Source organism: Halomonas sp. G15 (assembly GCF_021282295.1).
Taxonomy (GTDB): domain Bacteria; phylum Pseudomonadota; class Gammaproteobacteria; order Pseudomonadales; family Halomonadaceae; genus Halomonas; species Halomonas alimentaria.
On the sequence record NZ_JAJSPA010000011.1, the window covers coordinates 81473 to 99378 of the forward strand.

The window sequence follows — 17906 nt, forward strand, 5'->3', positions numbered from 1 at the left end:
TCGGAAGGGGTCGTTAGCTCAGTTGGTAGAGCAGTTGGCTTTTAACCAATTGGTCGTAGGTTCGAATCCTACACGACCCACCACTCCGGACTCTGGCTTGCTCGCAAGCTCGGGTCGTTAGCTCAGTTGGTAGAGCAGTTGGCTTTTAACCAATTGGTCGTAGGTTCGAATCCTACACGACCCACCAATTCAGACGCCCCGGCCTCCTTGAGGTCGGGGCGTCTTGCTGTGGGCGACTGCGGGTCGGGCTTTATGTGCCGAGGTGGTGATTTCTTGACCGGGAGTGGCCAATTGCCGGGCGTTGTGGGCTAGAATGATCACCAGAGCCGGCAGGCGAGAGACGCGGCCGGGCTCGTTGGCGCATCACGCCACGCGGAGTGCGTGGGGGTGATGCTCCCGTAATACGCAGGGGGAGCCCCTGCCAGTCACAGTGGTAGACACGATGACGATCATGACTTCCCGTGCCCAGGTGCGCGAGCACCTGACCCGCACTTACTGCCCTACCCGTATTCCCGCCGAGGACGAGGCGCGTGTCGAGGAGATCAAGCGCCTCCTCGAGGCCCACAACGCCGTCCTGGTGGCCCACTACTACACCGACGATGCCATCCAGCAGCTCGCCGAGGAGACCGGTGGCTGCGTGGCCGACTCTCTGGAGATGGCCCGCTTCGGCGCCCGCCATCCCGCCGAGACCCTGGTGGTGGCCGGGGTGCGCTTCATGGGCGAGACCGCCAAGATCCTCTCGCCGGAGAAGCGCGTGCTGATGCCCACCCTGGAGGCGACCTGCTCTTTGGACCTGGGCTGCCCGGCGGACGAATTCGCCGCCTTCTGCGACCAGCACCCCGACCGCACCGTGGTGGTCTATGCCAACACCTCGGCGGCAGTGAAGGCGCGTGCCGACTGGGTGGTGACCTCCTCGATCGCCGTGGACGTGATCGAGCATCTCCAGGCCCGCGGCGAGAAGATCCTGTGGGCCCCGGACAAGCACCTGGGCGGTTACATCCAGAAGCAGACCGGCGCCGACATGCTGCTCTGGGACGGTGCCTGCATCGTTCACGAGGAGTTCAAAGCCCAGGGGGTCGAGGACCTCAAGGCGCTCTATCCGGAGGCCGCGGTACTGGTGCATCCGGAATCGCCTGCCGCTGTGGTGGGGCTGGCGGACGTGGCGGGCTCCACCTCCCAGCTGATCAAGGCGGCCAAGGAGCTGCCCAACGACAAGCTGATCGTGGCCACCGACCGCGGCATCTTCTTCAAGATGCAGCAGGCGGTCCCGGAGAAGACGCTGTTCGAGGCGCCCACCGCCGGCAATGGTGCCACCTGCAAGAGCTGCGCCCACTGTCCCTGGATGGCGATGAATGCCCTGGACAACCTGGCCGACGCCCTGCGTCACGGCAGCGGCGAGATCCATGTCGACGCCGAGTTGCGTCGCGCAGCGCTAAAGCCCCTGGAGCGGATGCTCAACTTCCAGAAGTAAGTGCCGAGCTGCAAGCGCCGAGTGACAAGAACCCCCGAAGGCCAAGGCATTCGGGGGTTCTTTCGCTGCGGGCCACATCAGGGTGTTGGCTTGTTCCTGCGCTTACTGGAACTCCTCCAGTGTCTCCCGATAGCCCAGAAACGCCTCGTAGCGCTGTTCGATGCGCGCGGTGGCGGCGTTGTTGCCTTCGCGTTCGGCCACCCGGCGGGCCACGCCCAGCTGGCGGATGGCGTCGGTGATGCGCCCGGTGAGCTGCTGGTGTTCGGCGCGGGCCAGGTGGCCCAGGGCCTCGCGACCGCTGCGTCCTGCGGCCTCGGTAAGCAGCGCAAACACGCGATGATCCTCGGGGCGCCGCTCGGCCAGCTCGCGCAGCAGCCGCCAGGCCTCGTCGGGGTCGCGCTGGAGCAGCGCCTCGGCAAGGATAAGGGTGGTCGGCACATGCCCCGGGACCAGGCGCAACAGGCGCCGGCTGCGTTCGATGGCGTCATCGGCGTGCCCGGCCTCGAAGGCCAGCTCGGCCGCCGAGGCCGGAATCAGGGTGAGGTCGGGCAGCTCCCGGGCCAGGGCATCGAGCCGGCGCAGCGCCGTGGCGGTATCGCCTCGCTCGGCGCTGATCAGGGCGTCCAGGTAGCGACCCGCCTCCCGGGGTGGGGCGCCCTGGCCCAGTCGCGTGGCGGCCTGGCCGGGGTCGCGCAGGTGGATCGCCAGCAGTGCCCGGGCGCGCACCAGGTGATACTGCAGGTCCTCACGGCCACCTTTCCCCGCGAGCTGGGCGGCGCGCGAGGCGGTATCGCTGATGCGCGATTCGGTGAGAGGGTGGGTGAGCAGGAACTCCGGCGGTGTGCCCCCCTGGAGGCTGGCCAGCCGCTGCATGGCGCGGAACATCGAGGCCATGGCCTCGGGGTCGTAGCCTGCCTCAGCCATGACCTGCAGGCCCACTCGGTCGGCCTCCTGCTCGTAGCGCCGCGAGTAGGCCAGCTGGTCCTGGATGAAAGCTGCCTGGGAGCCCATGGCCACGCCGATGCCGGCATCGCCCCCGCCTGCAGCGGCGATCAGCATGCCGGCGAGCATGGCAGCCATGGCGGGAACCTGAGTCTGTTCGGCACGGGCCCGGCCGCGGGTGTAGTGGCGCTGGGCGAGGTGGCCGAGCTCGTGGGCCAGTACCGAGACCAGCTCCGCCTCCTGCTCGGCGAAGGCAAACAGTCCGGCGTTGACGCCGATCACGCCGCCCGGCACCGCGAAGGCGTTGAGGCGGTGGCTGTCGACCAGGGTCACGACCAGCTCGCTGCCGCCCAGCCCGCTGTGCGGGGCCAGCCGCGATACCAGTGACTCGACATAGGCCTGGGCGAGGGGGTCCTGCCACTCCGGGGCGCGGGCGCGGAACTGGCGCAGCCAGGCACGCCCCAGCCGGTACTCCTCGCCGTCGGCGGCTCGGCTGCCGGGGCTCGACAGGCTGGGCAGGCCGGCCTCGCTCTCCCAGGCAGGCTCGGTCCACTGGCCGGTGGCAGGCAGGGCCAGGGACAGGCCCATCACCAGGGCGATAACGCGGGGGAGGTGGCGCGACAGCATGGACAAGCTCTCCTTCGGGCGAGGCGGGCCCACTCTCTGACATTGATTCGCCCCGCAAAGTGCCTTTAAATCCCTAGGGTTCCCGCTGCCGGCACGCCGGCGGCGTTATCCTGCATTCTTCCGGGAGTCTCCATGTCTCTGCAACCCGACCAAGTGCTCGACGTCTGCGGACTGCCGTGCCCGCTTCCCCTGCTCAAGGCCAAGCAGGCGCTCTCCCGGCTCGAGGTCGGCCAGCTTCTCGAGGTCAGGGCTACCGATGCCGGCTCCTGGCAGGACTTCGCCAGCTACGTCGAACTGAGTGTCCACGAGATGCCGGCCAGGGATGAGCGCGACGGCGTCTACCACTATTGGCTCCGCAAGGGCGGGGAGCGCGCCTCATGACGCTGCGGGCGGTGCTCAAGGGCTGGGTCGACCACTACCTCTCCGACGAGGAGGCGGTGATCCTGCTGGTGGTGCTGGTACTGGGCTTCGCAGTGGTGATCTTCCTGGGTCGCATGCTGGCCCCCTTCCTCACCGCGCTGGTGATCGCCTTCCTGCTGCAGGGGGCGGTGAGCTGGCTGGAGCGGCGACATGTGCCGCACCTGCTGGCGGTGATTCTGGTGTTCCTGGGCTTCATGGGCCTGCTGCTGGCGCTGGCCTTCATCCTGATGCCGCTGATCTGGAACCAGCTGGTGACCCTGGTGCAGGAGACGCCACGGATGTTCGCCAGTGGCCAGCAGCTGCTCGACGACCTGCAGGCGCGCTACCCTCAGCTGATCACCCCGGACCAGATCCAGAACTGGATCGCCACCGCCGGTCGCGAACTGACCCAGTTGGGCCAGCGCGCCCTGACGCTGTCCCTGGCCTCGCTGGGCAACGTTCTGGGGTTGATCATCTATCTGGTGCTGGTGCCGATCCTGGTGTTCTTCCTGCTCAAGGATCGCGAGCGGCTGGTGGACTTCATCCTTTCGCTGCTGCCCCGCAAGCGGACCCTGATGACCCGCATCTGGCACGAGATGGATAGCCAGATCGCCAACTATGTGCGCGGCAAGTTCATCGAGATCATGATCGTGGGCACCGTGGCCTTCCTCACCTTCGCCTTCTTCGGGTTGCCCTATACCGCCCTGCTCTCGGTGATGGTGGGGTTCTCGGTGCTGGTGCCCTATATCGGGGCGGCGGTGGCCACCCTGCCGGTGGCCGCGGTGGCCGGCTTCCACTTCGGCATGACCGACGAGTTCCTCTATGTGCTGGTCGCCTACGGGGTCATCCAGGCGCTGGACGGCAACGTGCTGGTGCCGGTCCTGTTCTCCGAGGCGGTCAACCTGCACCCGGTGTCGATCATCGTGGCAGTACTGTTCTTCGGCGGGATCTGGGGCTTCTGGGGAATCTTCTTCGCGATTCCCCTGGCGACCCTGCTCAAGGCGCTGGTCTACGCCTGGCCGCGGGGGATCAAGCGCCACCGGCAGGATGAGGGTGGTGTGGTGGCGGCAGAGAAGTGAGGGCCGCCTCGGGGCGGCCCTGGTGGGTGTCAGCCTGCGGCGAGAGAGCCGTCGTTCAGGGCCTGGGCCGCCTCCAGTACCTCCTGGGCGTGGTCCTTGACCTTGACGCCGCGCCACTCCCGGGCCAGCTTGCCTTCGCTGTCGATCAGGAAGGTGCTGCGTTCGATGCCGAGATGCTCCTTGCCGTACATCTTCTTGAGCTTGATGACGTCGAAAAGCCGGCACAGGCTCTCGTCCTTGTCGGAGATGAGGTCGAAGTTGAATGCCTGTTTGGCCTTGAAGTTCTCCTGGGCGCGGATACCGTCCCGGGAAACCCCGAGGATCACGGTGTTGGCGGTATCGAAGTCCGCCTTGCGATCGCGGAAGTCGCCGCCCTCGGTGGTGCAGCCGGGAGTGCTGGCCTTGGGGTAGAAGTAGATCACCACCTGGCGGCCGCGGAACTGGGCCATGGTGATCTCCTGGTCGCTGGTAGCCTGGGCAGTGAAGTCGGGGATGGGTTGGCCGATGCTGACGCTCATGAACGCCTCCTGGATGAGAACCTGGGTGAGAGTGGCAAGGCGTCGATTACACGCAACCGTCGCCTGGCTGTCAAAGCGGGGCGTGGGGAAAGTGGCACCGCCGCTGTACAGGCTCAGGCCGCCTGAGTACCATTTGCCCTTTGGGGCAGTGTCCTGCCCCGTTTTGGCTCCGGTGCGGCCGGGGCAGCGCGCGGCAATCGAACCGGCAGCAGTCGAACCGAGAGGATAGAGAGGATGGTCACGGGAAGCATCGTCGCCCTGGCGACGCCGATGAAGGTCAATGGCGATATCGATTGGGAGGCCCTGCGCCGCCTGGTGAACTTCCATCTCGATCACGGCACCGATGGCATCGTCGCCGCCGGCACCACCGGCGAGCCCACCACCATGTCCTTCGCCGAGCACTTCGATGTGATCCGCGCCGTGGTGGAGGAGGTCGACGGGCGCATTCCGGTGATTGCCGGCACCGGCGCCAACGCCACCTCCGAGGCCGTCGAGCTGGCCCGCTACGCCAGCGAGGTGGGGGCGGACTACTGCCTGTCGGTCTGTCCCTACTACAACAAGCCGACTCAGGAGGGGCTCTATCGCCACTTCAAGGCGGTGGCCGAGGGTAGCGAGCTGCCGGTGATCCTCTATAACGTACCCGGCCGTACCTGCTCCGACCTCTACAACGAGACGGTGCTGCGCCTCGCCGAAGTGGACAACATCGTCGGCCTCAAGGATGCCACCGGCAACCTGGAGCGCGCAGAGGATCTGATCAGTCGCCTCAAGGGCAGCGGCTTCATGCTCTATTCGGGTGACGACGGCACCGCCTGCGACTTCATGCTGATGGGTGGCCATGGCGACATCTCGGTGACCGCCAACGTCGCGCCCCGGGCCATGCATGACCTGTGCGCTGCCGCGATGAATGGCGACGCCGAGCATGCCCACCAGCTCAACACTCGCCTGATGCCGCTGCATACCAATCTCGGCATCGAGTCCAACCCGATTCCCGTCAAGTGGGCGCTACATCGCATGGGCCTGATCGAGCCGGGCATCCGCCTGCCGCTGACCTGGCTCTCGGAGAAGTACCACTCCACCATCAGCGAGGCCCTGCAGCTGGCCGGGCTGATCGACGACTGATCGGCGTCGCGCCGGACCCTGGAGAACTGGATGCAAGGTAGACCCATGACCTCAGCGCTGAAATGGCTGCCGCTGGCGGCACTTGTCGCCCTGGCCGGCTGTGCCCGAGACGACGGTTATTACCACGACCGTAATATCGACTACGCCGATGCCCGCCAGGCGCCCCCCCTGGTGCTGCCCGAGAACCGCAATTCCCAGCGCTACCGTGACGCCATGCCGGTGCCAGAGGCCGCCGGCAGCTTCCGCGCCGGCGACGACGGTTTCGAGGCCCCTGCACCGCAGCCACTGGGCGCCGGGCGTATCGAGCGGGAATTCGTCGAACGCCGCCGCGTGGGCGATGATGCCTGGCTGGTGGTGGCTGCGGGCCCGGATGCCGTCTGGCCCCAGCTGGAGGGCTTCGCCCGCAGCCGCGGCCTGGACGTGACCGCCAGCGATACCTCCCGTGGCGTGGTCGAGACACAGCAGGGCCGCCTGAGCGTACGCCAGGGGCTGCGCGCCGGTGACAGCGAGGTGCGCTGCGACCAGTCCGGGCGCCCCGTGGATGCCTGCCTGAACGCCCTGGAGCAGTACTTCGGCGCACGCAGCGCCACGGCATCCGGCACCGCCTCCCTGCAGGCCCAGCGCCTGGCCGGAGAGGAGCGCCTGAGCCTTGCCCAGCGTGGCGAGGAGTGGGTAGTGGAGGTGCCGCTGGATATCGAGCGGACCTGGGCCGAGCTGGAGTATCAGCTGCGTCAGGACTTTACCCTCGAGGGAAGCCGTGAGCTGCTGGAGAGTGCCCCGGCGGACTACTCCCATCGCATCCGTTATCTGCCTCTTTCCGAGCGCCGTGAAGGCTTCTGGAAAGGGCTGGTGTCGTCGGCGTCGCCGCGCGAGATCCGCCTGGTGCTGGAGAGCGAAGGGCCCGAACGGACCCTGTTGCGCGCCGAGAACGCCAGCGAGCAAGGCTTCAGTGCCGATGACCAGCGTGAACTGCTGGAGCGGGTGGCGAGCCTGCTGCGCTGATGACGGTAGCCTGCAAGAGTGCTGGCCCGCTCGACGGGCCGCTGTGTTTCGCCTCCCTGGGCAGCGGCAGCAAGGGCAACGCCACCCTGGTCAGCGACGGCGAGACCCGCCTGCTGGTGGATTGCGGCTTCACGCTGCGCGAGGCCGAACGCAGGCTGGCCCGGCTGGGCGTGCACCCGCGTCAGCTCGACGCCCTGCTGGTGACCCATGAGCACGGTGACCATATCCGTGGGGTGGGGCCCCTGGCGCGGCGCTACGGGGTGCCGGTGTGGCTGACTCCGGGCACCTGGGCTTCCGGGCGCCTTGGCGAGCTGCCCGAGCGTTACTGGATCACTCCCCAGGCGCGGTTTGCGGTGAAGGGCCTCTGCATCGATCCGGTGACCGTGCCCCACGATGCCCGCGAGCCGGTGCAGTTTCGCATCCAGGGTGGTGGTGGTCGCCAGCTGGGGCTGCTCACCGACCTCGGTCACCCCACCGAGCATGTGGTCCAGGCCTTCGCCGGCTGCGACGCCCTGGTACTGGAGTGCAACCATGACGTGCGCATGCTCGCCGAGGGTCCCTATCCGCCGCGCCTCAAGCGTCGGGTGGGGGGCGACTGGGGCCATCTGGCCAACACCCAGGCGGCGGCGCTGCTGGCCCGGCTCGGCCTCGATCGACTGCAGCATATCGCCTGTTCGCACCTGTCCGAACACAACAACCGTCCCGAGCTGGCCCTGGAAGCCCTGGTGCCGCTGCTCGACGGCGACGAATCGCGGCTGATGGTGACCTGCCAGGACGATGGCCTGGCGTGGCAGGCCATCGCCTGAGCCTGCAACCTTCCACCTGACCTAGCCTCCGGAGGCTTCCATGGAAAAGCGTCAAGAACTCTACGCCGGCAAGGCCAAGTCGGTCTTTGCCACCGATGACCCGGATCGCGTGATACTCCAGTTCCGCGACGACACCAGCGCCTTCGATGGCGAGCGCATGGAGTCGCTGGCCCGCAAGGGGATGGTCAACAACCGCTTCAACGCCTTCATCATGGAGACGCTGGCCGAGGCGGGCGTGCCCACCCACTTCGAGAAGCGCCTCTCCGATACCGAGAGCCTGGTCAAGGCGCTGAAGATGATCCCGGTGGAGTGCGTGGTGCGCAATATCGCCGCCGGTGGCCTGGTCAAGCGCCTGGGTGTCACCGAGGGTGAGGAGCTCACGCCCCCCACCTTCGAGCTGTTCCTCAAGAACGACGCCCTGCATGATCCCATGATCAACGAGTCGCTGGCCGAGACCTTCGGCTGGGCGACACCCGAGCAGCTGGCGGAGATGAAGGCGCTGACCTTCAAGGTCAACGCGGTGCTCAAGAAGCTGTTCGCCGATGGCGGCCTGCTGCTGGTGGACTATAAGCTCGAGTTCGGCCTCTTCCAGGGGCAGATCGTGCTGGGCGACGAGTTCTCCCCGGACGGCTGCCGGCTGTGGGACGCCAAGACCCGCGAGAAGCTCGACAAGGACCGCTTCCGCCAGGGGCTCGGCGGCGTGATCGAGGCCTACGAGGAGGTGGGGCGGCGTATCGGGGTCAGCTTCGACTGACGTTGCCGCGCCGAATCCGCATCACGAAGGGCCCTCTCCAAGAGGGCCCTTCGTCATTCATGTCGGTACGATATCCACCACCTCCAGGGTGGTAGCACCGTCGGCGGCTGCCACGGCCTGAAAGCGCACGTCCAGATCGCGCAGGCGCACGCCGTAGCGGCGCGCCTCGCCGCCGTTGCGATAGGCCGGCCGGGGGTCCTGGCTCAGTACCTCCTCGATCAGCGCACGCAGCGAGGCGCCGTCCTCCCGCCTGGCCAGCACCGTCTCGGCCTCGCGGGTGAAGCGCACCGGTAGCCTGACGGGCGCCTCGGGGGCGAAGCCCGCGCGGGCCTCGGGCCTGGCCTCGGCCCAGGGCAGGTAGGGTTTGATATCGAGCACCGGGGTGCCGCTCACCAGGTCGGCGCCGGCGAGCTGCAGCCTGACGCCGTGGCGAGCGTCGATCCCGACCAGCTCGACCAGCGACAGCCCCAGGCGGTTGGGGCGGTGGGTGCTGCGGCTGGCGAAGACCCCGATCCGGCGGTTACCCCCGAGGCGTGGCGGTCGCACCAGCGGCATCCAGTCCTCGGGTCCGGTTCGTTCAGGACTGAGGTGGAAGAGGAAGGTGAGCCACAGGTGGCTGAACGCCTCCAGCCCGCGTACCGCCAACGGATCGTCGTAGGGGGGCAGCAGCCGGAGCGTGGCTCGGGCAGACGGCGCCAGACCGGGCTGGCGGGGCACACCAAACTTGTCGGGGAAGTCGCTCTCGATGACGCCGATCGGCGACAGGGTGACATCGGGGAGGGGGGCTGGATCGCTCATGGCCAGCATTATGCCTGGCCCTCGGCGGTGCGGCGACTGCAGTTGGCCTGTCGGCCGGCGTTGTGTAGTCTTTCGGCAACATCCAGCGTCGCGAGACTCCCATGAACGAGACTGCAGCAGCCCCGGGCGATGCGCCCCCGTGTCGTCGCGCCCCGCGGATTCGCTACCGCGAGGCCCTGGCGCGAGACGCCGGCGACCAGGCCGAGGTCTTCCACCATGCGGTGATGCAGGGCGCCGCGGCGCACTACACCCGGGCGCAGCGTGAGGCCTGGGTTTCGGCGCTGCCACGAGACGCCAGCGCCTGGGCCGCGCGCCAGGCCCTCTACACTACCCTGGTGGCGGACTGTGATGGTCGTTGCGTGGGTTTCCTCGAACTGGAACCCCACCGCGGGCGCATCGTGACGCTCTATGTCTGGCCGTCGCTGGCACGGCGCGGCATCGGGTCGACACTGCTGGTCCATGCCGAGCGGCTGCTGATCGAGCGTGGGCTGGACCGTGCCTGCATCGAGGCGAGCCTGATGCTGGCCGAGGGCCTCGTGCGCCGCGGCTGGCGCGACCTGGGCGAGGAGTGGGTGGAGCGCGGCGGTGAGCGGCTGTCGCGTCACCGCCTGGAGCGGTCGCTGGTGGCGCTGGAAACCTAGTCCATCAGGCGCATGGAGAGGTCGATTGCCTTGAGATCCTTGGTCAGTGCGCCGCTGGAGATACAGTCGACCCCGGTCTCGGCGATGGCGCGCAGCGTGCTCTCGTCGACATTGCCGGAAGCCTCCAGGGTCGCCTTGCCGGCGTTGCGGCGCACCGCTTCACGCATCTCGTCGAGGCCGAAGTTGTCGAGCATGATCACGTCGGCCCCGGCCGCCAGCGCCTGCTCCAGCTCGTCGAAGGTCTCCACCTCTACCTCCACCGGCAGGTCGCTGGCGATGCGCCGCGCCTCGCGTACCGCCGCCTCGATGCCGCCGCAGGCCGCAATATGGTTCTCCTTGATCAGGAAGGCATCCCATAGCCCGATGCGATGATTGTGGCCCCCGCCGCAGGCCACCGCATACTTCTGGGCCAGGCGCAGGCCGGGCAGGGTCTTGCGGGTGTCGAGCAGGCGCACCCCGGTGTCGCCGATCAGGTCGACGTAGTGTCGGGTGCGGGTGGCGGTAGCGGAGAGGGTCTGCAGCAGGTTGAGCGCGGCGCGCTCGCCGGTGAGCAGGCTGCGTGCCGCCCCCTCGAGCTCGAGGAAGGCCTGGCCCGCTTCGAGGCGGTCGCCGTCGGCGGCCTGCCAGCGCAGCACCACCGTGGGGTCCAGGCGCCGGAAAAGCTCGTCGACCCAGGCCACCCCGCACAGCACGCAGGCCTCGCGGGTGATGACCCGGGCCCGGGCATGTTGCTCGGCGGGGATCAACTTGGCGGTGATGTCGCCGGGGCCGACATCCTCGGCCAGCAGGCGGGCGGCGGCATCGCGGATCTCTTCGGCGAGTTTGGTGTGGTAGGGCAGGGTGTCCTGATTGTCCATGGGTCACTCGCGAGGTTGGCTTGGGGTGGCCGGGGTGGTCGAGGGCGTCCATTATAGGCAATCCACTCCGGTCACGTCAGGGGAGACGCATGGCAATCGAACAAGGTTGGCTGGCATCGGCGCGGCGGGTGCCATCCCCCAACTGCGATGAGCGGCCGCGAGGTGAGGTATCGCTGCTGGTGCTGCACTCCATCAGCCTGCCCCCCGGGGAGTTTGGCGGCGAGCATATCGAGCGGCTGTTCACCAATCGGCTGGACCCCGACGCCCATCCCTTCTTCGCTTCCATTCGGGAGCTACGTGTCTCGGCCCACCTGCTGATCCGCCGTGATGGCGAGTGCGTTCAGTTCGTGCCGTTCCAGCGCCGCGCCTGGCACGCCGGGCGCTCCTGCTGGCGGGACGGAGATCGTTGGCGCCATGCCCTCAATGACTTCGCTATCGGCATCGAGCTTGAGGGCAACGAGGTATCGGCCTACTCCAGCGCGCAGTACGAGCGCCTGGCCGAGGTGACCCTCGACCTCTTCGCCACCTACCCGGCACTGGCGCCGTCGCGGATCACCGGTCACGCGCGGGTAGCGCCACTGCGCAAGAGTGATCCGGGGCCCGCCTTCGACTGGGCCTACTATCGTCAGCGGCTCGCCGGCCGTGAGTGCGTCGAGTGAGCTGCTTTGGGAATCTTCTTCCTGGGCGGCTTCAGCGGCAAGGGGAGGGGGTAGTAGTCAAACGGTAGTTTAGCTACATCTCCTTGACCTTCGTCGAGTTTCCCCCTTTCGCGTTCGCTAACCCTTTGTGCTGCGGTGCGGTGTGCAATATATGGAAATTCATTCCATAGAAACTTGCTTTGGCAGGGGGCGAAGTATACGGTATCTTTCGCACAGAAACGGCGCTTTTTTTGCGTCGTAACGTAATAAAATTACACAATAACCGGGGCGCGTTGCCTCTCTGACGAGAGGGCGCCCTGCTTCCCGCGCAGCAGCGGGCACGCAACATCCATCGTCATTCGGAGAGACGTCTATGAGTCTGGAGGCAAGAGAGGATCTCGACCCGGTCGAGACCGCGGAGTGGTTGGAATCCCTCGAATCGGTCCTGGATCATGAGGGCGAGGAGCGTGCCCGGCACCTGCTCACCCGCCTGGCCGACCGCCTGCGGCGCGACGGGACGCAGCCCCCCTTCTCGGCGACTACGCCGCACCGCAATACCATTCCGGTGCATCGCGAGGCGCCGATGCCGGGCGACCTCTTCATGGAGCGCAAGATCCGCTCGATGATCCGCTGGAACATGGCGGCGATGGTCACCCGGGCCAACCGCAAGCACAAGGGCATCGGCGGCCACCTGGCCAGCTACATGTCCAGTGCGACGCTCTATGAGGTGGGCTTCAACCACTTCTTCCGGGCCGCTAACGGCGACTTCAAGGGTGACCTGGTGTTCATCCAGGGCCACAGCTCCCCGGGCATCTATGCCCGTGCCTTCCTCGAGGGGCGCCTCACCGAAGACCAGATGGACAAGTATCGCCAGGAAGTCGATGGGGATGGTCTTTCCTCCTACCCGCACCCCTGGCTGATGCCCGATTTCTGGCAACTGCCCACGGTCTCCATGGGCCTGGGCCCGATCATGGCCATCTATCAGGCCCACGTGATGAAGTACCTGGACCAGCGTGGCCTGCAGCCGATGCAGGACCGCAAGATCTGGTGCTTCATGGGCGATGGCGAATGCGACGAACCGGAGTCCCTGGGGGCCATCCACCTGGCCAGCCGCGAGAAGCTCGACAACCTGATCTTCGTGATCAACTGCAACCTGCAGCGCCTCGACGGTCCGGTGCGCGGCAACTCACGGATCATGGACGAGCTCGAGGGGGTGTTCCGCGGCGCCGGCTGGAATGTGATCAAGGTAGTCTGGGGCCGCCTGTGGGATCCGCTCTTCGAGAAGGACAAGAAGGGTGTCCTGCAGAAGGTCATGGACGAGACCGTCGATGGCGAGTACCAGAACTGCAAGTCCAACGGCGGCGCCTACACCCGGGAGAACTTCTTCGGCAAGTACCCCGAGACCGCCGAGATGGTCAAGGACTTGTCCGACGAGGACATCTGGAAGCTCAACCGCGGTGGCCATGACCCGTTCAAGGTCTATGCGGCCTACCACCAGGCGGTCAACAATGCCAATGGGCGTCCCACCGTGGTGCTGGCGCATACCGTCAAGGGCTACGGCCTGGGTGCCGACGGTGGCGAGGCGGATAACGAGGCCCACCAGGTCAAGTCCATCGACGACCCGGAGGTGCTCAAGCGCTTCCGTGACCGCTTCGGTATCCCGGTCTCCGACCAGGAGATCGAGCACGAGATCCCCTATTACAAGCCGGCCGACGACACGCCGGAGATGCGCTACATGCATCTCCAGCGCGAACGTCTGGGTGGCTACCTGCCGGCACGCCAGCACGACTTCGAGGCGCTGGATATCCCTGGCCTGGACGACAAGATCTTCGCCAGCCAGATGGGTGGCTCCAAGGGCCGCGAGGTCTCCACCACCATGGCCTTCGTGCGGGTCCTCAACGGCCTGGTCAAGCACAAGGGCTTCGGCAAGCAGGTGGTGCCCATCGTGCCCGACGAGGCGCGGACCTTCGGCATGGAGGGCATGTTCCGCCAGCTCGGCATCTACACCTCCGAAGGCCAGAAGTACGAGCCCATGGACAAGGGCCAGCTGATGTTCTATCGCGAGGACAAGGCCGGCCAGGTGCTCGAGGAGGGCATCACCGAGGCGGGGGCCATGTCCTCGTGGATCGCCGCGGCCACCTCCTACGCCAACCACGGCCTGCCGCTGCTGCCGTTCTACATCTACTACTCGATGTTCGGCTTCCAGCGTATCGGCGACCTGGCCTGGGCCGCAGGCGACCTGCAGGCGCGTGGCTTCCTGGTGGGCGGTACCGCCGGGCGCACCACGCTCAACGGCGAGGGCCTGCAGCACCAGGATGGCCACAGCCACCTGCAGGCGTCGATGATCCCCAACTGCCGCAGCTACGACCCGACCTATGCCCACGAGGTGGCGGTGATCGTGCAGAGCGGCCTGAAGCGGATGTTCGTCGACAAGGAGCCCTGCTTCTACTACCTGACGGTGATGAACGAGAACTACGAGCAGCCCGAGCTCGAGGAGGTGCCTGCCGAGGAGATCATCAAGGGCATGTACCTGCTGCGCGAGACCCAGGGCGACAAGGCCCGCGTGCAGCTGATGGGCTCCGGCACCATCCTGCGCGAGGTCGAGGCCGCCGCCGAGCTGCTGCGTGACGACTGGGGCGTGGGCGCCGACATCTGGAGCGTGACCAGCTTCAACGAGCTGCGCCGCGAGGCGCTGGCCCTGGATCGCGAGGCGTTCCTCAATCCCGAGGCCGAGCCGGGCAAGCCCCACGTGACGCGCTGCCTCGAGGGGCGTCAGGGGCCGGCCATCGCCTCCACCGATTACATGCGGTTGTTCGCCGATCAGGTGCGTGCCTGGGTGCCCACCGACTACCACGTGCTGGGGACCGACGGCTTCGGCCGCTCCGATACCCGCGAGAAACTGCGCGAGTTCTTCGAGGTCGACCGCCATTTCGTGGTGGTGGCCGCGCTCAAGGCGCTGGCCGAGCGCGGAGAGCTCGAGCGCAAGGTGATCGGCGAGGCGCTGAAGAAGTACGACATCGATCCGGCCAAGCCGAATCCGCTGACCGACTGATCCGGTGGGGCGGGCGGATGCCCGCCCCTTCCAGGCACGATTTGGAAGGAGCGCGACCTTGAGTAGCGAAATCATCAAAGTACCGGACATCGGCGGCGATACCGATGTGGAGATCATCGAGATCGCGGTGTCGGAAGGCGACGTCATCGAGGCCGAGGACACCCTGATCACCCTGGAGTCCGACAAGGCCAGCATGGATGTGCCCTCGCCCAAGGGCGGCAAGGTGGCCAGGGTGCTGGTGAAGGAGGGCGATACCGTCTCCGAGGGTGACGATATCGTCGAACTGGAGGTCGAGGGTGGCGGCGATGCCGCACCGGCGGCCGACCAGGCCGAGAAGCAGGCCGAACAGGCTCCCGAGAAGGCGCCCGAGCCCGCCGCCGAGAAGCCCGCCGCCAAGGCCGGCGGCGGCAAGCGCACCGTGGAGATCACCGTGCCCGACCTGGGCGGCGACAGCGACGTCGAGGTGATCGACGTGGCCGTGGCCGAGGGCGACGAGATCGACGAGGAGGCGGCGCTGATCACCCTGGAGTCCGACAAGGCCTCCATGGACGTGCCGAGCCCCTATGCCGGCAGGCTCGTCTCCCTGACCGTCAAGGAGGGCGATACCGTCTCCGAGGGCGATGTCATCGGCACCATGGAGATCTCGGATGAGGGTAGCAGCGAGGATTCCGGCGAGCAGGGCAGCCAGGCGCCCAGCGAAGCCCCGGCTCCCGCGGCGAGCGAGTCTGCCGGCGAGGCGGATGAGCCGGCGGCTACCGGCGAGCCTCAGCGCCAGGAAGTTCGCGTCCCGGACCTGGGCGGCGCCAGCGATGTGCCGATCATCGAGGTAGCCGTGGCCGTGGGCGACGAGGTGGAAGCGGAAGCTCCGCTGATCACCCTGGAATCCGACAAGGCCTCCATGGACGTGCCCAGTCCCATCAAGGGCAAGCTGGTGGAGCTCGCCGTCAAGGAGGGTGACAGCGTCTCCGAGGGCGACCTGATCGGTTATATCGAGACGGCCGCTGCCAAGCCGGCCGCCAGCAAGCCGAGCGAGAAGAAGGCCGAGAAGCCCGCTCCGACCCCCGCCGGCACACCGAGCCCCGAGGCGGAGATGGCGGCTCACAAGCCTCGCGATGGCAAGCTGGTCCACGCCGGACCGGCGGTGCGCATGCTGGCCCGGGAGCTGGGCGTCGACCTGGGGCTGGTCAAGCCCAGCGGCCCGAAGGAGCGCGTGCTCAAGGAGGACGTCCACGCCTACGTCAAGCAGGTAATGGCCAACCAGGGCAAGGCCCAGGCTGGCGCGGCGGCGCCGGCGGCGGCCGGCTCGGGCATTCCGCCGATTCCGGACCAGGACTTCAGCCAGTTCGGCGAGGTGGAAGAGAAGCCCATGGGGCGCCTGATGAAGATGGGTGCCACCAACCTCCATCGCAGCTGGGTCAACCTGCCCCACGTCACTCAGTTTGACGAGGCGGACATCACCGAGCTGGAGGCCTTCCGCAAGTCGATGAAGGCCGAGGCGGAGGCCCAGGGCGCCAAGCTCACGCCGCTGCCCTTCCTGATCAAGGCCTGTGCCTTCGCGCTGCGCCAGTATCCGCAGTTCAACGTCAGCCTGAAGAGCGACGGCGAGACCGTGGTGCACAAGAAGTACGTGCATATCGGCATCGCCGTAGACACGCCAGACGGCCTGATGGTGCCGGTGATCCGCGACGCCGACAGGAAGTCGCTGATCGACCTGGCCAAGGAGTCGGTGGAGCTGGCCGGCAAGGCGCAGTCGAAGAAGCTCAAGCGCGAGGAGATGACCGGTGGCTGTTTCACCATCTCCAGCCTGGGCTCCATCGGTGGCACCGCCTTCACGCCCATCGTCAACGCCCCGGAGGTGGCCATCCTCGGCATCTCCAAGGCGTCGATGAAGCCGGTGTGGGACGGTGCGGCCTTCCAGCCACGGCTGATGATGCCGCTGTGCCTCTCCTATGACCACCGGGCCGTCAATGGTGCCGACGCGGCGCGCTTCACCGCGCTGCTGGGCCAGCTGCTCACCGATATCCGTCGGCTGCTGCTGTAGAAGGCTCGCCCTGCCTGGACGACGGCGCCTGTGGGCGCCGTCGTCATTTCCGGCCCCCGTACCCACGACAAGACCAAAGTGCTAATCGGACGGAGGTCATTGAAATGCAACGCGCTTTTGTGGCGAGAGGGGGTGCCGCCAGGGCCCGGCGCTTGTGCTGGTCGTGGGCCGCGGTTATCGTTCCCTTCCCAAGAATTCTTCATTGTTGACAAACACTTGACCACGAGGACTCTAACATGCGTTTGATCCTGTTGGGCGCCCCCGGTGCCGGCAAGGGCACCCAGGCCCAGTTCATCTGCGAGCGCTTCAACATTCCGCAGATCTCCACCGGCGACATGCTGCGTACCGCCGTCAAGGAGGGCAGCGAGCTGGGCGTCAAGGTCAAGGAGATCATGAACAGCGGGGGCCTGGTGTCCGACGACATCATCATCGCCCTGGTCAAGGAGCGCATCGCCCAGCCCGACTGCGCCAACGGCTTCCTGTTCGACGGCTTCCCGCGCACCATTCCCCAGGCCGATGCCATGAAGGAAGCCCAGGTGAAGCTCGACCATGTGCTGGAGATCGCCGTGGATGACGAGGAGATCGTCAGCCGACTGGCCGGACGTCGAGTGCATCCGGGCTCCGGGCGTGTCTACCACGTTGACCATAATCCGCCGAAGGAGGCGGGCAAGGACGATGTCACCGGCGAGGCGCTGATCCAGCGCGACGATGACCGCGAGTCCACCGTGCGCAACCGCCTGGCGGTCTACCACGAGCAGACCGCGCCGCTGGTCGACTACTACCAGGCCTGGGCCGAGCAGGACTCCGAGGCCGCCCCGGCCTACCACCGCGTCGAGGGCATCGGCAGCGTCGACGACATCAAGGCCCAGGTGCTCAAGGCGCTGGAGGGCTGACACCAGGCGGAACAGGACAAGGCTCCGCGGGGCGCCGGGGACAGGCCGAAGAGGAGGTCCTACGCCAGGGATGGCGTCGGTAGCAATGGGATGGAGTCCTCCCCACCCTATATCGGCGTCATTGCGCCACACTGGTGGGCGGGAACACCAACCAGCCTGAGGGTGAGGAGAACTCGTCATGAACATTACCCGTGTCGGCGTCGATATCGCAAAGTCTGTTTTTCATGTCCACGGCGTCGATCGCCATGATCAGGTGCAGTGGCAAGGTA

General features: G+C 66.9%; 16 protein-coding genes and 2 tRNA genes. 14 read left to right on the forward strand and 4 right to left on the reverse strand.

Annotation, left to right across the window (positions count from 1 at the left end; all coding sequences use genetic code 11):
• The first annotated feature begins 7 nt into the window (after positions 1-7).
• From LWH48_RS07515 to nadA, 3 genes are all read left to right on the forward strand, one after another.
• Positions 8-83: transfer RNA gene (locus LWH48_RS07515), tRNA-Lys, on the forward strand.
• Between the two features lie 28 nt (positions 84-111).
• A tRNA-Lys gene (locus LWH48_RS07520) sits at positions 112-187 on the forward strand.
• 255 nt (positions 188-442) lie between these two features.
• Positions 443-1471, forward strand: coding sequence for a quinolinate synthase NadA (nadA, locus tag LWH48_RS07525; protein WP_232912096.1), 1029 nt, complete (start codon positions 443-445; stop codon positions 1469-1471).
• Between the two features lie 102 nt (positions 1472-1573).
• Here nadA and LWH48_RS07530 read toward each other — a convergent pair whose 3' ends face one another.
• The gene (locus tag LWH48_RS07530) at positions 1574-3040 is read right to left on the reverse strand and encodes a M48 family metalloprotease (RefSeq protein ID WP_232912097.1); all 1467 of its coding nucleotides are present in this window, start codon (positions 3038-3040) and stop codon (positions 1574-1576) included.
• A 132-nt stretch (positions 3041-3172) separates the two neighbouring features.
• Here LWH48_RS07530 and LWH48_RS07535 point away from each other — a divergent pair, with 132 nt between their 5' ends.
• Both LWH48_RS07535 and LWH48_RS07540 read left to right on the forward strand, forming a co-directional pair.
• A complete protein-coding gene (locus tag LWH48_RS07535) occupies positions 3173-3421 on the forward strand; it encodes a sulfurtransferase TusA family protein (RefSeq protein WP_161431203.1) in 249 nt (82 codons plus the stop codon).
• A complete protein-coding gene (locus LWH48_RS07540) occupies positions 3418-4518 on the forward strand; it encodes an AI-2E family transporter (RefSeq protein ID WP_232912098.1) in 1101 nt (366 codons plus the stop codon). Before LWH48_RS07535 ends, LWH48_RS07540 begins: the two co-directional genes overlap by 4 nt.
• 29 nt (positions 4519-4547) lie before the next feature.
• Here LWH48_RS07540 and LWH48_RS07545 read toward each other — a convergent pair whose 3' ends face one another.
• Entirely contained in the window at positions 4548-5036 is a 489-nt protein-coding gene (locus tag LWH48_RS07545; RefSeq protein ID WP_232912099.1) for a peroxiredoxin, read from the reverse strand.
• Positions 5037-5270: 234 nt separating this feature from the next.
• On the opposite strand from LWH48_RS07545, the gene dapA reads away from it, so the two are divergent.
• Genes dapA through purC form a run of 4 tightly spaced genes read left to right on the forward strand, consistent with a single transcriptional unit; the run spans position 5271 to position 8717 of the window.
• Positions 5271-6155: a 4-hydroxy-tetrahydrodipicolinate synthase gene (dapA, locus tag LWH48_RS07550; RefSeq protein ID WP_232912100.1), complete on the forward strand. Its 885-nt coding sequence runs from the start codon at positions 5271-5273 to the stop codon at positions 6153-6155.
• A 30-nt stretch (positions 6156-6185) separates the two neighbouring features.
• Complete coding sequence (locus tag LWH48_RS07555) at positions 6186-7157, forward strand: lipoprotein, NlpB (RefSeq protein WP_232912101.1); 972 nt, start codon at positions 6186-6188, stop codon at positions 7155-7157.
• A complete protein-coding gene (locus LWH48_RS07560; RefSeq protein WP_232912102.1) occupies positions 7157-7963 on the forward strand; it encodes an MBL fold metallo-hydrolase in 807 nt (268 codons plus the stop codon). The genes LWH48_RS07555 and LWH48_RS07560 overlap by 1 nt, the downstream gene beginning before the upstream one ends.
• Positions 7964-8003: 40 nt before the next feature.
• Positions 8004-8717 carry a phosphoribosylaminoimidazolesuccinocarboxamide synthase gene (purC, locus tag LWH48_RS07565; RefSeq protein ID WP_161431213.1) on the forward strand — a complete coding sequence of 238 codons (714 nt, stop codon included), beginning with the start codon at positions 8004-8006 and terminating at the stop codon, positions 8715-8717.
• 57 nt (positions 8718-8774) lie between these two features.
• Here the strand turns inward: purC and tsaA are convergent, their stop codons facing one another.
• A complete protein-coding gene (gene tsaA, locus LWH48_RS07570) occupies positions 8775-9515 on the reverse strand; it encodes a tRNA (N6-threonylcarbamoyladenosine(37)-N6)-methyltransferase TrmO (RefSeq protein WP_232912103.1) in 741 nt (246 codons plus the stop codon).
• Between the two features lie 101 nt (positions 9516-9616).
• Here tsaA and LWH48_RS07575 point away from each other — a divergent pair, with 101 nt between their 5' ends.
• Positions 9617-10156: a GNAT family N-acetyltransferase gene (locus LWH48_RS07575; protein WP_232912104.1), complete on the forward strand. Its 540-nt coding sequence runs from the start codon at positions 9617-9619 to the stop codon at positions 10154-10156.
• Here LWH48_RS07575 and nadC read toward each other — a convergent pair.
• On the reverse strand, positions 10153-11013 hold the full coding sequence (gene nadC, locus LWH48_RS07580; protein WP_232912105.1) for a carboxylating nicotinate-nucleotide diphosphorylase: 861 nt from the start codon (positions 11011-11013) through the stop codon (positions 10153-10155). The genes LWH48_RS07575 and nadC overlap by 4 nt on opposite strands.
• An 89-nt stretch (positions 11014-11102) precedes the next feature.
• Here nadC and ampD point away from each other — a divergent pair, with 89 nt between their 5' ends.
• From ampD to adk, 4 genes are all read left to right on the forward strand, one after another.
• Positions 11103-11672, forward strand: coding sequence for a 1,6-anhydro-N-acetylmuramyl-L-alanine amidase AmpD (ampD, locus tag LWH48_RS07585; RefSeq protein ID WP_232912106.1), 570 nt, complete (start codon positions 11103-11105; stop codon positions 11670-11672).
• A gap of 352 nt (positions 11673-12024) precedes the next feature.
• The gene (gene aceE / locus LWH48_RS07590) at positions 12025-14703 is read left to right on the forward strand and encodes a pyruvate dehydrogenase (acetyl-transferring), homodimeric type (protein ID WP_232912107.1); all 2679 of its coding nucleotides are present in this window, start codon (positions 12025-12027) and stop codon (positions 14701-14703) included.
• Between the two features lie 58 nt (positions 14704-14761).
• Positions 14762-16744, forward strand: coding sequence for a pyruvate dehydrogenase complex dihydrolipoyllysine-residue acetyltransferase (gene aceF / locus LWH48_RS07595; RefSeq protein WP_232912108.1), 1983 nt, complete (start codon positions 14762-14764; stop codon positions 16742-16744).
• 236 nt (positions 16745-16980) lie between these two features.
• Positions 16981-17637, forward strand: a complete 657-nt coding sequence (gene adk / locus LWH48_RS07600) for an adenylate kinase (protein WP_232912109.1) — start codon at positions 16981-16983, stop codon at positions 17635-17637.
• Positions 17638-17906: the final 269 nt, after the last annotated feature.